This is a genomic window from Siccirubricoccus deserti (assembly GCF_014283215.1).
Classification (GTDB): domain Bacteria; phylum Pseudomonadota; class Alphaproteobacteria; order Acetobacterales; family Acetobacteraceae; genus Siccirubricoccus; species Siccirubricoccus deserti.
The window spans coordinates 61,469-74,540 of the sequence record NZ_JACOMF010000017.1; the positions used below are offsets into that span (position 1 = coordinate 61,469).

Genomic DNA, 13,072 nt, shown 5'->3' on the forward strand with positions numbered 1-13,072 from the left:
CCGAAGGACAAGGATCCGCCGTGCTTCTGGTGACGATGAAGGCCACAATCGCCACCCTGCTTCTTCTCGCCGCCTGGCGCGACGTCGTGTCGCGCATCATCCCCAATCGGATTCCCCTGCTGGTCGCCGCCCTCGGCCTCGCGCTCCGCTCCGCCGCCGGCACCACCCCGCTCCTGCTCTCCACCGCCACCGCGCTGCTGCTCTTCGCCGCGCTCCTCCTGCTGGTGATCCGCGGCTGGCTCGGCGGCGGCGATGCGAAGCTGGCCGCCGCCATCGCCATCGGCCTGCCGCCCGCCGTGACCTGGGATTTCGTGAATGCGACGGTGCTGGCCGGCGGCCTCCTCGGCCTCGGCTACCTCGCCGGCCCGCGCTTCGCCCCCCGCCTCCGCCCGACCGGCGCCAGCCGGCCCGCCGCCCGCATCCTGGCGATCGAGGCCCGCCGCCTCCGCCGCGGCGGCCCCCTGCCCTATGGCGTCGCCATTGCCGTCGGCGGCATCCTCATCCTTCTCGCGGGGTCCTGAGCCATGGTCCTCCGCATCCTGGTCATTGCCTCCCTGGTGCTGAGCGCCTTCGGCCTCGGCGTGCTCGGCTGGCAGTTGCTGCAACCGCCTGAGGTGATCGTCGCGGCCGTGGCGCCGCCGCCCCCGCCGCCCGCCCGTGCCCGGATCATCATCGCCGCGCGGGCGCTGCCGGCCGGCACGCTGCTGAAGGACGAGGATTTCGCCACCCGCGAAATGCCGCCGCAGGAAATCCCGGACGGCGCCATCATCGCCGGCGAGGAAGGCCGCATGGAACTCCGCGGCGCCCTGCTGCGCCGCTACCTCGATGCCGGTGCCATCCCGCAGCGGGAGGACATGCTGCGGCCGCGCGACCGCGGCTTCCTCGCCGCCGTGCTCCGCCCCGGCACCCGGGCCATCGCGGTGGGCGTCGACGTCGTCACCGGCGCGGCCGGGCTGATCTGGCCCGGCGACCAGGTGGATCTCATTCTGACCCAGGAACTCGGGGTCGCCGACGCGCCCCTGGCCCGCCGGGTGATCGGCGAGACGGTGCTGACCGGCGCCCGGGTCATCGCGGTCGACCAGCAGCTCACCCGCGGTGCCAACCCGACGGATGCGAACACCGACCGGGTCGCCCGGACGGTGACCCTGGAGGTCACCGCCGACCAGGCGGAACGGGTCGCCGTCGCCACCCGGCTGGGCCGCATCGCCCTGACGGTGCGGGCCATCGACCGGCTGGAGACGGAGCTGGACCTGGCCATCAACGGCACCGCGGTGTTCGGCGCGGATGTGTCGCCGGCCCTGGCCCGCTCCGCCCTCTCCCAGGGCGCCCGGATGCGGGTGATCCAGGGCGATGAGAAGCAGGAAGTAACCTTTCGCTAAGTAATGCCCACTAGGACCCGCCCAATGTTCACTGGCATCCGCATCTGTCCGGCGGTCCTGGCACTTGGCGTTGCGCTGCTGGCGGGCACGGCCTCGGCGCAGGCACCGCCCTCCCCCGGCGGGGCGGCGGCCTGGCCGCCAAGCCTGGCTGACGCAAGGCGCGCGGCGCCATCCGTGCTCGCCCAGGCCCTCCGGCCCACCCCTGCCGAGCCATCAACGCCGTCCGCCGCGCCGCGCCCGGCGGCCCAGCCCGCCCCGTTGCCGATCTCGGTTCTGCTGCAGGTCGGCGCCGGCCGGCTGCTGCAACTGCCGCAGCCGGCCCTCACCGTGCTGGCGGCGGATCCGCGCATCGCCCGGGTGCAGCCCGCCTCCCCCACCAGCCTCTTCGTCATGGCGGTCGGCACCGGTCGCACCACGGTGATCGCCACCGCCGAGGATGGCACGCCGGTGGCGGAATACGACATCACCGTACAGCCCGGCCCTGGCGCCGCGCCCCCCACAGGAGGGGCCGCGGCGGGTGCGGCAGCAATGGCACCCGCCGCGCCCAGCGCCGCCGCGGTGCAGAGCATGATCCGCCGCCTGGTGCGTGGCGCCGAGCGGCTGACGGTGACGGCCGCCGGCCCACGCACCCTGGTGCTGGGCGGCGAGCTGCCCGCCGCCGCCGACGCCCAGCGCGCCGAGACCATCGCCCGCACCTATGGCGGCGAGGACCGGGAGGTGGTGAACAACATCACCCTGCTCTCCTCGATCCAGGTGAATCTGCGGGTCCGGGTGGCGGAGATCTCCCGCCAGGTCACCCGGGAACTGGGCTTCAACTGGGACGCCCTGGCGAATGACGGCGGCGGCCTGCTGATCGGCATCACCACCGCGGGGGCCACCGGCACGCTGGCCTCGCGGCTCGCCCGGACTGCCACCACGCGGGCGGCCCCGGGCGGCTTCGACATCAACGCGGTGGTCGATGCGCTGGCCTCCGACCAGCTCATCAGCATCCTGGCGGAGCCGAACCTCACGGCGCAATCGGGGGAGGTCGCCAGCTTCCTCGCCGGCGGCGAATTCCCGGTGCCCATCGCCGCCAGCCCGGTCAGCAACAGCATCACCATCGATTACAAGCAGTTCGGCGTCAGCTTGGCCTTCGTGCCCACGGTGCTGGGACCGGACCGGCTGAACCTGCGGGTCCGGCCGGAGGTGAGCGAGCTGTCGGACAATGGCGCAATCACCATGCCGCTCGCCAGCGGCGTGGTGCGCATCCCGGCGCTCAGCGTCCGCCGCGCCGAGACCACCGTGGAGCTCGGCAGCGGCCAGAGCTTCGCCATCGCCGGCCTGCTCCAGCGCGGCAACACCATGGCCAACAGCGGCGTCAACGGGCTGCGCGACATCCCGGTGCTCGGGGCGCTGTTCGGCTCCGACCGCTACCGCCGCAACGAGACCGAGCTGGTGATCATCATCACCCCTTATCTGGTGCGGCCGGTGTCCGACCCGCAGGCGCTGGCGGCGCCGACCGACGGCTTCCGCCCTGCCACCGATCTCGACCGCATCCTGTTCCGCCGGCAGCTCGCCCGCGGCTTGCCGGGCCGGTCGTTCCGGTCCGGCGTCGATGCCGGATTCATCCTCGAATGAGGCCCGCAGCAATGGCCATCCCACCGCGCCTGCTCCGGGCGCCCATCCTGGCCGCTGTCCTGCTGCTCGCCGGCTGCGATCATGAGCGGCCCGGCACCTGGCGGGCAACCGGGGTGAATGACGCGAACCTCGCCACCATGCTGGCGCATCCGGGCCATGCGGTGCGCGGCGTCGGCGCAGCGACTGACCGCGCCCAGCCGGCCAGCGCGGCGATCCGGCAACTCGAGCGGGGCCGCCGCCCGTCCCTGCCGGACAGCCGCGCCTCGACGGTGGGCAACATCTCCATCACGCCGCCGACTCAGGATTCCAGCAATGGGCAATGATCCGAACCGGAGCGACCCGCCACCCCGCCGGGCCAGGCGCCGCCCGGTCCCGGTCGGGAGGCAGCCATGTCCGCTCAGCTAGCGCGCGAGATGCCGGATGCCGACCGCGGCGCGGTGCGGCCGGCCGGCGACCGCGCCACCCTGCTCGGCTTCGTCGCTGACGAGGCCAGCGAGGCGGCGCTGCGCGGCGGCCTGCCCGGCCTGTTCGGCGAGGCCCAGCTGCGGCGCGGCGATGTCCGCACCGCCACCCGGGCGCTTGAGCGGGAGCCCACCCCGGGCATCCTGCTGATCGACATCGCCGGCGTCGCCGATCCGGTCCGCGCGCTGGAGGCGTTGGCCGCGGTCTGCACCCCGGATGTCCAGGTCCTGGTCATCGGGGACCAGGCCGACATCGCCCTCTACCGCCGGCTGACGCGGGAACTCGGGGTCGCCGAATACCTCCACAAGCCGCTGACCCGGGACATGGTGGCGCGGCTGTTCGGTCCGCACCTGGCGGGCCAGGCCAGCGCCGCCGAGGCGACCGGCCGTGGCAGCCAAGTGGTCGCGGTCTGCGGCGCGCGGGGCGGCTGCGGCGCCACCACCGTCGCGGTCAACCTCGCGGTCCAGCTCTCGGAGGCCAGCCGCGGCCATGTCGCGCTGCTCGACCTGCACCTGCGCGGCGGCACCGCCGGGTTGATGCTCGGCGTCCGCCCCGGCACCGGCCTTCGCGTCGCGCTGGAGCAGCCGGACCGGGTGGATGCGCTGTTCCTTGAGCGTGCCGGCATCCCGATCGATGACCGGCTGCGGCTGGTCGCGGCCGAGGAGCCGATGGACAGCCTGCCGCAGCCGGCCGAGGTGGGCGTGCAGCGGGTACTGGAGATGCTGCGCCAGCGCTTCAACTTCATCGTTGTCGACCTGCCGATGCCGCCCGGCCCGGCCGAGCGCGCCGTTCTGGCCGCGGCGCGGCACTGCGTGCTGGTGCTGGGACCGGACATCGCCGGCATCCGCGACACGCTGGCACTGCGCAAGCTGCTCGGCACCTCGGGCAGCTCACGCGCCACCATCGTGCTGAACCGGGCGGGCCTGCCGGGCAGCCTCAAGCCGAAACTGATCGAGGAAGGGCTCGGCGCGCCGCCGGACGTGACCATCCCCGACCTGCCGCGGCACCTGCCGCGCGCCGCCAACCTCGGCCGCCCGGCGTCGCGGGAGACGCCGGCGCTGCGCCGCGCCATGGCGCCGCTGCTGCAGGAAATCGCCACGGTGCCGGTCGCCGGGGCCAAGGCATCGCTGCTCGGCCGGCTGTTCGGCAGGGGCCGCGCATGAACCGCGCCTTCGGCCGGCGGGCGGAGGTGGTGGCCGATGCGGCGGCGGAACCGCCGGTGCCGGCGCCGGCGGCGCCGCCTCTCCGGCCCGCCGCCGCCGCCACCGCGGCCGAGCGCATCCGTCGGCTGCGCCTGCAGGTCATGGAGCGGGTGGACCCGGTGGTCGCGGCCGAGCTGGCGGCGCCGGTGCTGCGCGCCCAGCTCGAATCTCTGGTGCATGAGATCGCCAACCGCGAGCGGATCGAGATCTCAGCCCGCGAGCAGGCCACGATCGCCGAGGAGCTGGCCGACGACATGGTCGGCTACGGGCCGCTGGAGCCGCTGCTGCAGGATGACAGCATCAGCGACATCATGGTGAACGGCCCGGACCGGGTGTTCGTCGAGGTGCGCGGCCGGGTGAAGCTGACCTCCGTCCGCTTCCGCAGCGCCGCGCAGCTGGCGACCATTGCCCAGAAAATGGCCGCTTCGGTCGGCCGCCGGGTCGATGAGAGCAGCCCGCTGGTCGATTGCCGGCTGCCCGACGGCAGCCGCGTCAACGTGGTGTTCCCGCCGCTGGCGATCGACGGCGCCTGCATCTCCATCCGCAAATTCGCCAAGCGGAAGGTGGATCTCCAGGCGCTGGCGGCAGGCGGGTCAATGTCGCCGTCGGTCGCGCGGGTGCTGGAGATCGCCGCCCGCTGCCGGCTCAACGTGGTGATCTCCGGCGGGACCGGCTCCGGCAAGACCACCATGATGAATGCCATGAGCCAGATGATCGACCATGGCGAGCGGATCGTCACCATCGAGGATGCCGCCGAGCTGCAATTGCAACAGCCGCATGTGGTGCGGCTGGAGACACGGCCGGTGAACCTTGAGGGCCGCGGCGAGATCACCCAGCGCGACCTGATCCGCAACGCGCTCAGGATGCGGCCGGACCGCATCATCGTCGGCGAGGTCCGCGGCGCCGAGGCCTTCGACATGCTGCAGGCGATGAATACTGGCCACGACGGCTCCTACTGCACCGTCCACGCCAACACCACGCGCGACGCCCTCACCCGCATCGAGAACATGGTGCAGATGGGGCAGTCGAGCCTGCCAAGCCGGGCGATCCGGACGCAGATCGCCGGCGCGGTCGATCTCATCGTCCAAGTCGCCCGGATGCGGGACGGTGGCCGCCGCGTCCTCCAGGTCTCGGAGGTCGTCGGCCTCGAGGGCGAAGTGGTGACGATGAACGAGGTCTTCCAGTTCGAGTACGAGGGCGAGGACCAGACCGGCCGCCTCCGAGGCCGCTGGACCACACCCGGCATCCGCCCCGGCTTCTACGACCGGCTGGAGTATTTCGGCCTTGGCGAGGCGTGGATGAACGCGCTGCGCGAGGCCTGAGATGCGGACCGGCCTGCTCCTCATCGCCGCGCTCGTCCTCATGCTGGGCATGGCGCTCGGGGCGATCGCGCTGGTCCGGGGCGGCTCCGGCCGGCTGCTGCGGGAGCGGGTCCGCGGCATCTCCGCGGCGCCGGCGGCGGCCAGCGCCACCGTGCTGCCCAGCATCCGGGTCGAGAACTCGACACACGGCGCGCTCTCGCTCCGGCTCTTCCGCTTCCTCCGCTTCAATCCGGACATCCCGCAGGAGCAGATCATCGCCTGGCCGTTGGTTGCCCTGTTCGGCCTGGTGGTCGCGGGCGTTGCCGCCATGACCGGCAGCAACCTGCTCGGCCGGATACCGGCGTTACTGGCTGCCCCGGCGGCCGGGCTGCTGGCCTGCCGCGCGGTGTTCAGCTGGCAGCATGCCCGCTACTGCCATGCGGTGTTCGAGCAGATCCCGGACGCGCTTGGCCTTATCATCCGCTCGATCCGCGCCGGGCTGCCGCTGGCCGAGGCGCTGCGCGCGGTCAGCCGCGACATCGCCTCCCCCACCCGCGAGGAATTCGCCCGGGTGGTCGGCGACATGGTGATCGGCCGGCCGATCGAGGTCGCGCTGTTCCGCCTGCATGACCGCACCGGCCTCACCGAATACGCCTTCCTGGCGGTCACCCTCGGCCTGCAGGCGCAGACCGGCGGCAGCCTGGCGGAGACGCTGGAGAATCTGGTGGATACGGTGCGCAAGCGGGTCGCCATGGTCAAGCGCGCCAGCGCCCTGGCCGGCGAGGCGAAGGCGCAGGCCGGATTGCTGGCGGTGCTGCCCTTCGTCGCGGCGGTGCTGATGGCAGCGAGTCAGCCCTTCTACATCCGCACATTCACCGAAAACCCGGCCGGCCAGCGCATGGCGCTGGTCGGCCTCGGCCTGATGCTGATGGGCCTGCTTACCATCCGCTGGCTGATCCGCCGGGCCAGCCGCGATTGATCGAGCACCTGCCGCAGCTGGCGACCCTGCTGCTGGCCGCGGGCGCGGCGGGCGGTGCGATCTGCCTGGCGATCTTCGCTGCCGCCCTGCTGGCGCAGGGTGCCGAGGACCGCGACCTCAGCGGCCGGCTGAAGTCGGTGATCCGTCCGGCCGACCACGCCACCACCGCCGGCGCCCACCGGGCAGTGGGCGCCCTGCTCCTGCGGCCGGTGCTGCGGCTCGGCGAGATCCTGCGTGACAGCGCGCTGATCTCGGCGCAAGAAACCGAGGAGTTCCAGCGGATGATGTCGGCCGCCGGGCTCGACCCGCGCCGTGCCGTGCCGCTCTTCATCGGTGTGAAGGCGCTGCTGCTCGTCGCCCTGCCGCTGGCCGCCTTCGGGCTTTCGGTGATGCGCGAAGCGGAGCCGATGCAGGCCACGCTGATGGTGACCGGCGGCCTGGCACTCGCGGTGATGGCACCGAACCGGGTGGCCGGCATGCTGCGCAAGTCGTTCCAGAACCGCCTGCGCAAGGGGCTGCCGGACGCGCTGGACCTGCTGGTCGTCGCCGCCGAGGCGGGGCTGGGGCTGGAGACCGCGGTGGACCGCGTGGCCCGCGAGATGGCCGGCTCCAACCGGGCCATCGCCAACGAGATGAACATCCTGGTGCAGGAGCTGCGGATGCTGCCGGACCGCCGGACGGCGCTGGACCGGCTGGCGGAGCGGACCGGCCTCGAGGGCTTCAAGCGGCTCAGCGCCACCCTCTCGCAGACGCTGCGCTACGGCACGCCGTTGGCGCAGGCGTTGCGCGTCCTGGCCTCCGAGATGCGGACGGAGCGCATGCTCCGGCTGGAGGAGAAGGCGATCAAGCTGCCGACGAAGCTGATCGGGCCGCTGATCCTGTTCATCCTGCCAGCCCTGTTCATCGCCCTGATCGGGCCGTCCATCATCGAAATCGGCAACTCCTTCGGAGGCTCGAAATGACCAACCGGAGATCCGCGCGCGGCGCGGGGCTTGCCGTGCTGTGCTGCGCCCTCCTCGCGGCCTGCACCGGGACGCAGATGGCCACCACGCGAGAACATGATGCCGGCTCCCGCCTCCGGGTGGCGGCGGCGGCCGAGGCCTCCGGGCGGGGCGATCTCGCGCTCTCGATGTATGCCGCGGCCGCCGCGGCGGAGCCTGGACGGGCTGATCTGCAGGCGCGCTTCGCCCGGGCGCTGCTGCGCCATGGCAAGCCCGCCCAGGCGGAGCAGGTGGTCAACCGGGCGCTGGAGCGGCACCGCGACGACCCGGCCCTGCTGACGCAGCTCGGCCGGCTGCGGCTGCGCTCCGGCATGGCGGCGGAGGCGCTGGCGCTGTTCGAGCGGGTGATCGCCGCCGCGCCGCGCAATGCCGAGGCGCTGGACGGCAAGGGCGTGGCGCTCGACCTGCTCGACCGCCATGCGGAGGCCGAGCGGAGCCACCGGGCCGCGCTGGCGCTGGCGCCGGGCAATGTCGGCACCGCCAACAACCTGGCGATGTCGCTGCTGCTGGCCGGGCGGCCGGCGGAGGCGGTGGCGATCCTGGAACCACTCGCCCAGCTGCCCAATGCGCCGGCGCGGGTGAGCACCAACCTGGCCATCGCGCGCATGGCCTCCGGCGACCGCGATGGGGCGCGGCAGCTGCTCGAGGCGCGCGGCGGCACCGGCGACCTGGACGCGATGGTGGAAGCGCTGACCGGCAGCGCCGTGGCCGAGGGACCGAGCTGAAGCGCCCACCGCCGCCTGCCGGCAGAACTCCACGACATCTCAAGATTTCCCCAAGCCCGCCTCCAAGCCCGCTCCCCCTGTCGCCGCGTAGCTTCGCCGCATGCCCGGACCGGCCGCCCTGGCCCCACGCCAAGGCCGCCCCGGGCGAGACAGGAGGAGCGCCGCGATGTCCACCACCGCCCCCGCCACCGAGATGCCCGCCCCCGCCCGGCCGCCGCGCGTGGCGATGAACGGCGTTGATACGCCGAAGCTCTTCGCCACCATCGCCGCCGTCGCCGGCCAGCCGCCGCTGGCCCGCTTCCAGTTCCGCACCCAGGGCGAATGGCTGTGGGGCACGCATTCGCGCAGCACCATGTCCGGCTACGCCGGTGCCGGGGGCGAGCACCTGCGCAAGGCGCCTCACATCGCCGAGGCCGACCATCCGGCGGTGCTCTGCGGCGAGGATGCCGGGCCGACGCCGGTGGAATACCTGCTGCACGCGCTGTCGGCCTGCCTGACCGCCGGCATCGCCAATATCGCCGCGGCGCGCGGCGTGGCGCTGCAAGCGGTGAACTGCCGGATGGTGGGCGACATCGACCTGCAGGGGATCCTCGGCATCTCCGACAAGGTCCGCAACGGATTCCAGGAGATCCGGGCGGAGGTCGCGCTGGAGGGCGACGCGCCGCCCGAGACGCTGCGGAAGATCGTCGCCCAGGCCGTCGCCCGCTCGGCGGTCTTCGACGTCCTCGCCCATGGCGTGCCGGTCACCGTCACCACCGAGGCCTGAGCGACCCGAGGCCGGCGACCCACTGGGCCCGAGGAGGATGCGATGCGGCAGACCGATGCGATCATCATCGGCGCGGGCCAGGCCGGCCTCGCCATGAGCCATTGCCTCGCCCGGCATGGCGTGGACCATGTCATCCTGGAACGCGGCCGCACCGCCGAGCGCTGGCGCAGCGAGCGCTGGGATTCGCTGCGGCTGCTGACGCCGAACTGGATGAGCCGGCTGCCCGGCTGGTCCTATCGCGGCACCGAGCCCGACGGCTACATGACGATGCCCGAGGTGGTGCGCTACCTCGACGCCTATGCCGAGGCCACCGCGGCGCCGGTCGAGGCGGGCACCGCGGTGCATGCCCTGCGCCGCACCGCCGGCGGCTATGCGGTGGAGACCAGCCGGGGCGCCTGGCGGACGCGGGTGGTGGTTGTCGCCACCGGGCATTGCGACGTCCCGGCGGTGCCGGCGATGGCGGGCACCCTGCCCGCCGCGATCCACCAGGTCACCCCCTCGGGCTACCGCAACCCGGCCTCGCTGCCGGAGGGGGGCGTGCTGGTGGTCGGCGCCTCGGCCTCCGGCGTGCAGCTGGCCGAGGAGATCCACCGCTCGGGGCGCCCGGTGTCGCTGGCGGTCGGCCGCCACCTGCGGCTGCTGCGGCGCTACCGTGGCCGGGACATCATGGCCTGGCTGGAGCGCGCCGGCCTGCTCGACGAGACGGCGGAGGCGGTGCGGGATTTGGCGCAGGCGCGGGCGCAGCCCTCGCTGCAGCTCGTCGGCCGGGCGGACCCGCGCGGCCTCGACCTCGGCGTGCTGCAGGGGATGGGGGTGCGCCTGCTGGGCCGGGCCACGGGGGTGGAGGGTGGCGTGCTGCACCTCGCCGACGACCTCGCCGGGAGCATCGCCGCGGCGCAGCGCAGCCTCGGGCGGGTGCTGACCCGCGTCGATGCCGTGGCCGACCGCATGGGCGTGCCGGCGGAGGCCTGGCCGCCCGCCATCGCTCTCGCCGCACCGGCGCCGGCCAGGCTCGACCTGCGGGCGGCGGGCATCCGCAGCGTGGTCTGGGCGACCGGCTTCCGCCGCGACTACGGCTGGTTGCAGGTTCCGGTGCTGGATGCGGAGGGCGAGGTGATCCACCGCGGCGGCATCACCCCCGCGCCGGGCCTCTACGTGCTCGGGCTGCGCTTCCTGCGCCGCCGGCGGTCGAGCTTCATCGATGGCGTCGGCGCGGATGCCGAGGCGCTGGGCTGGCACATCCTCGGCCAGCTCGCCACCGGCCGCGCCGCGGCCTGACCCGGGAGAGCGAAGATGTATCCGGAAGCGCGATACGACGTTCTCGTGGTCGGCGCCCGCTGCGCCGGGGCGGCGACAGCGATGCTCATGGCCCGCCATGGGCTGCGCGTGATGGTGATCGACCGCGCCGCCCATGGCAGCGACACCATCTCCACCCACGCGCTGATGCGCGGTGGCGTCCTGCAGCTGCATCGCTGGGGCCTGCTGCCGCGGCTGCGGGCGCGGGCGACGCCCGCCGTGCGCAGCACCACCTTCCACTACGGCATGGAGCCGATCACCGTGGCGATCCGCGCGCAGGATGGCGTCGATGCGCTCTATGCGCCGCGCCGCACCGTGCTGGACGGCATGCTGGCGGATGCGGCGGCGGAGGCCGGGGCGGAGGTGCGGCACGGCCATTCCCTGGCGGCGCTGATCCGGCGGGACCGCGGCGACCGCATCACCGGCGCGGTGGTGGTCGACCCGCAGGGCAGGCCGCGGCATGTCGAGGCGGCGCTGGTGGTCGGCGCCGATGGCATCGGCTCGCGCGTCGCCCGACTGGTGGAGGCGCCGGTGCAGCGCGAATCCCGCGCCGCCACCGCCGCGGTCTATGGCCATTGGTCCGGCCTCTCGGCCGAGGGCTATCATTGGCATTACGCGCCCGGTGCCAGCGTCGGCGTGATCCCGACCAATGCCGGGCAGCATTGCGTCTTCGCCTCGGTGCCGCCGGAACGGTTCCTCGCCGGCTTCCGTGCCGATGCCATGGCGGCCTACCGCGGCCTGCTGCGGGGGCTGGCGCCGGCGCTGGCGGCGGAGGTGGCGGTGGGCCGGCTCGAATCCCGACTCTGGGCCTTCGCCGGGCGGCGCGGCTTCTTCCGCCAGGCGCATGGGCCGGGCTGGGCACTGGTCGGCGATGCCGGCTACTTCAAGGACCCGCTGACCGCGCATGGCATTACCGATGCGCTGCGCGATGCCGAGTTGCTGGCCGAGGCCGCCGCCGCCGGCACCGAGCGGGCGATGGCGCATTACGCCGCGGCGCGCGACGCGCTGTCCCTGCCGCTGTTCGAGGCGACCGACGCCATCGCCGCCTTCGACTGGGACCTGGAGGCGCTGAAGGCGCACCACCAGGCGCTGAACCGGGCGATGAAGCTGGAAGTGGAATTCCTCGCCGCCCGTGCGGCGGCCCCCATGGCGGAGAGCGTGTGATGAGCCACGGCCCCGATGCAAGCCCCTGGCCCCTGACCCTCGCCGGCCGGCCCATGGTCGGCGCCGTCGCGGAGCGGGCGCGGCAGACCTCCATGCGCGACGTCGCGTTGTTCACCGAGATCACCGGCGACCGCAACCCGCTGCACTATGATGCCGCGCTGGCGGCGCGGTCGCCGTTCGGCGGGCTGATCGTGCAAGGCGGCGTCACCTCCGGCCTGCTGAACGCCATCGTCGCCGAGGCGCTGCCCGGCCCGGGCAGCGTCTTCCTGGGTGTCGAATGGCGCTTCGTGAAGGCGGTTGGCGTCGGCGAGTCCATCACCGGCCGGGTCGAGGTGACGGCGGTGCGCGACGACAAGCCGATCTGCACCCTGCGGACCGAGGTGCGCAACGGCCAGGGCGAGCTTTGCCTGACCGGCACCGCGGTGACCTACACGGTGCCGCTGCGGAAGGCGGCGGGGGCGGGCTAGCGGGATCGCGGGCAACGGCGGGCCGCTCCCCCTCCCGTCATGCGCCGGCTTGACCCGCGCATCCGGTTCCACGACGTCCGCTATTCTGGAACATACTCCTCCCGCCGCAGCCGATACAGCAAATGCGGCCGCAACCTATGCCCCTCCGGCAGCCGCGGATGCTCGAAGCCGCCGATCCGGCGCATGCCGAGCTTCTCCATCAGCCGCCAGGACGGGACATTCGCCGGGACGGTGAAAGCGAGGATCTCCGCCAGCCCGATCGGCCCGAAGCCGGCCGCCAGCGCCAGCCGCGCCGCCTCCTCCGCCAGCCCCTGGCGCTGCTGCGCCGGGGCGATGCGCCAGCCGATCTCGACAGCGGGCACCTGTGATGCCCGTCCCGGCACCTGCCAGGGAATGTGCATCAGCCCGACGGCGCCGATGCAGCCCGGCGTCGCCAGAAGCTCCACCGCCCAGAAGCCCCAGCCATGGGTGGCGATATGCGCCTGCATCCGGGCGCCCCAGGCATCGCTCTCGGCCCGGCTCAGCGGCGCGGCGAAGTGCCGCATCGCCACCGGGTCGGAATTGATGGCGGCGAGCGGCACCCAATCCGCCCCCTGCCAGGGGCGCAGCCGCAGCCGGAGCCCCTCCAGGATCATTGCCTCCGCCATGCCTTCCACCTCCGTCCGGGCCGCCCCCTTCGCGCCGCCCCCACAAGGGCTTACCCTGGGTCCATG

General features: G+C 73.5%; 14 protein-coding genes. 13 read left to right on the plus strand and 1 reads right to left on the minus strand.

Going from position 1 to position 13,072, the window contains the following annotated elements:
- The first annotated feature begins 20 nt into the window (after nucleotides 1–20).
- The 13 genes from H7965_RS15130 to H7965_RS15190 all read left to right on the plus strand — a co-directional run bounded on the left by H7965_RS15130 (nucleotide 21) and on the right by H7965_RS15190 (nucleotide 12,359).
- Nucleotides 21–521 (plus strand): prepilin peptidase, encoded by a 501-nt coding sequence (locus tag H7965_RS15130; RefSeq protein ID WP_186771422.1) that lies wholly within the window; start codon nucleotides 21–23, stop codon nucleotides 519–521.
- A gap of 3 nt (nucleotides 522–524) precedes the next feature.
- Nucleotides 525–1,379, plus strand: coding sequence for a Flp pilus assembly protein CpaB (gene cpaB / locus H7965_RS15135; protein ID WP_186771423.1), 855 nt, complete (start codon nucleotides 525–527; stop codon nucleotides 1,377–1,379).
- Nucleotides 1,380–1,403: 24 nt separating this feature from the next.
- The gene (locus H7965_RS15140; RefSeq protein WP_186771424.1) at nucleotides 1,404–2,996 is read left to right on the plus strand and encodes a type II and III secretion system protein family protein; all 1,593 of its coding nucleotides are present in this window, start codon (nucleotides 1,404–1,406) and stop codon (nucleotides 2,994–2,996) included.
- Nucleotides 2,997–3,007: 11 nt separating this feature from the next.
- On the plus strand, nucleotides 3,008–3,319 hold the full coding sequence (locus H7965_RS15145) for a hypothetical protein (RefSeq protein WP_186771425.1): 312 nt from the start codon (nucleotides 3,008–3,010) through the stop codon (nucleotides 3,317–3,319).
- A 66-nt stretch (nucleotides 3,320–3,385) separates the two neighbouring features.
- On the plus strand, nucleotides 3,386–4,621 hold the full coding sequence (locus tag H7965_RS15150) for an AAA family ATPase (protein WP_186771426.1): 1,236 nt from the start codon (nucleotides 3,386–3,388) through the stop codon (nucleotides 4,619–4,621).
- A complete protein-coding gene (locus H7965_RS15155; protein ID WP_186771427.1) occupies nucleotides 4,618–5,982 on the plus strand; it encodes a CpaF family protein in 1,365 nt (454 codons plus the stop codon). The genes H7965_RS15150 and H7965_RS15155 overlap by 4 nt, the downstream gene beginning before the upstream one ends.
- Nucleotide 5,983: 1 nt before the next feature.
- Complete coding sequence (locus H7965_RS15160; protein WP_186771428.1) at nucleotides 5,984–6,940, plus strand: type II secretion system F family protein; 957 nt, start codon at nucleotides 5,984–5,986, stop codon at nucleotides 6,938–6,940.
- Nucleotides 6,937–7,902, plus strand: a complete 966-nt coding sequence (locus tag H7965_RS15165; protein ID WP_186771429.1) for a type II secretion system F family protein — start codon at nucleotides 6,937–6,939, stop codon at nucleotides 7,900–7,902. The genes H7965_RS15160 and H7965_RS15165 overlap by 4 nt, the downstream gene beginning before the upstream one ends.
- Nucleotides 7,899–8,666, plus strand: a complete 768-nt coding sequence (locus tag H7965_RS15170) for a tetratricopeptide repeat protein (protein ID WP_186771430.1) — start codon at nucleotides 7,899–7,901, stop codon at nucleotides 8,664–8,666. The genes H7965_RS15165 and H7965_RS15170 overlap by 4 nt, the downstream gene beginning before the upstream one ends.
- 166 nt (nucleotides 8,667–8,832) lie before the next feature.
- Complete coding sequence (locus H7965_RS15175; RefSeq protein ID WP_186771431.1) at nucleotides 8,833–9,432, plus strand: OsmC family protein; 600 nt, start codon at nucleotides 8,833–8,835, stop codon at nucleotides 9,430–9,432.
- Nucleotides 9,433–9,474: 42 nt separating this feature from the next.
- Nucleotides 9,475–10,710, plus strand: coding sequence for an NAD(P)-binding domain-containing protein (locus tag H7965_RS15180; protein ID WP_186771432.1), 1,236 nt, complete (start codon nucleotides 9,475–9,477; stop codon nucleotides 10,708–10,710).
- 15 nt (nucleotides 10,711–10,725) lie between these two features.
- A complete protein-coding gene (locus H7965_RS15185) occupies nucleotides 10,726–11,892 on the plus strand; it encodes an FAD-dependent oxidoreductase (RefSeq protein WP_186771433.1) in 1,167 nt (388 codons plus the stop codon).
- Nucleotides 11,892–12,359 carry a MaoC family dehydratase gene (locus tag H7965_RS15190; protein WP_186771434.1) on the plus strand — a complete coding sequence of 156 codons (468 nt, stop codon included), beginning with the start codon at nucleotides 11,892–11,894 and terminating at the stop codon, nucleotides 12,357–12,359. The genes H7965_RS15185 and H7965_RS15190 overlap by 1 nt, the downstream gene beginning before the upstream one ends.
- 80 nt (nucleotides 12,360–12,439) lie before the next feature.
- On the opposite strand, the gene H7965_RS15195 is transcribed toward H7965_RS15190, so the two are convergent.
- Nucleotides 12,440–13,006 carry a GNAT family N-acetyltransferase gene (locus H7965_RS15195; protein ID WP_186771435.1) on the minus strand — a complete coding sequence of 189 codons (567 nt, stop codon included), beginning with the start codon at nucleotides 13,004–13,006 and terminating at the stop codon, nucleotides 12,440–12,442.
- Nucleotides 13,007–13,072 lie beyond the last annotated feature (66 nt).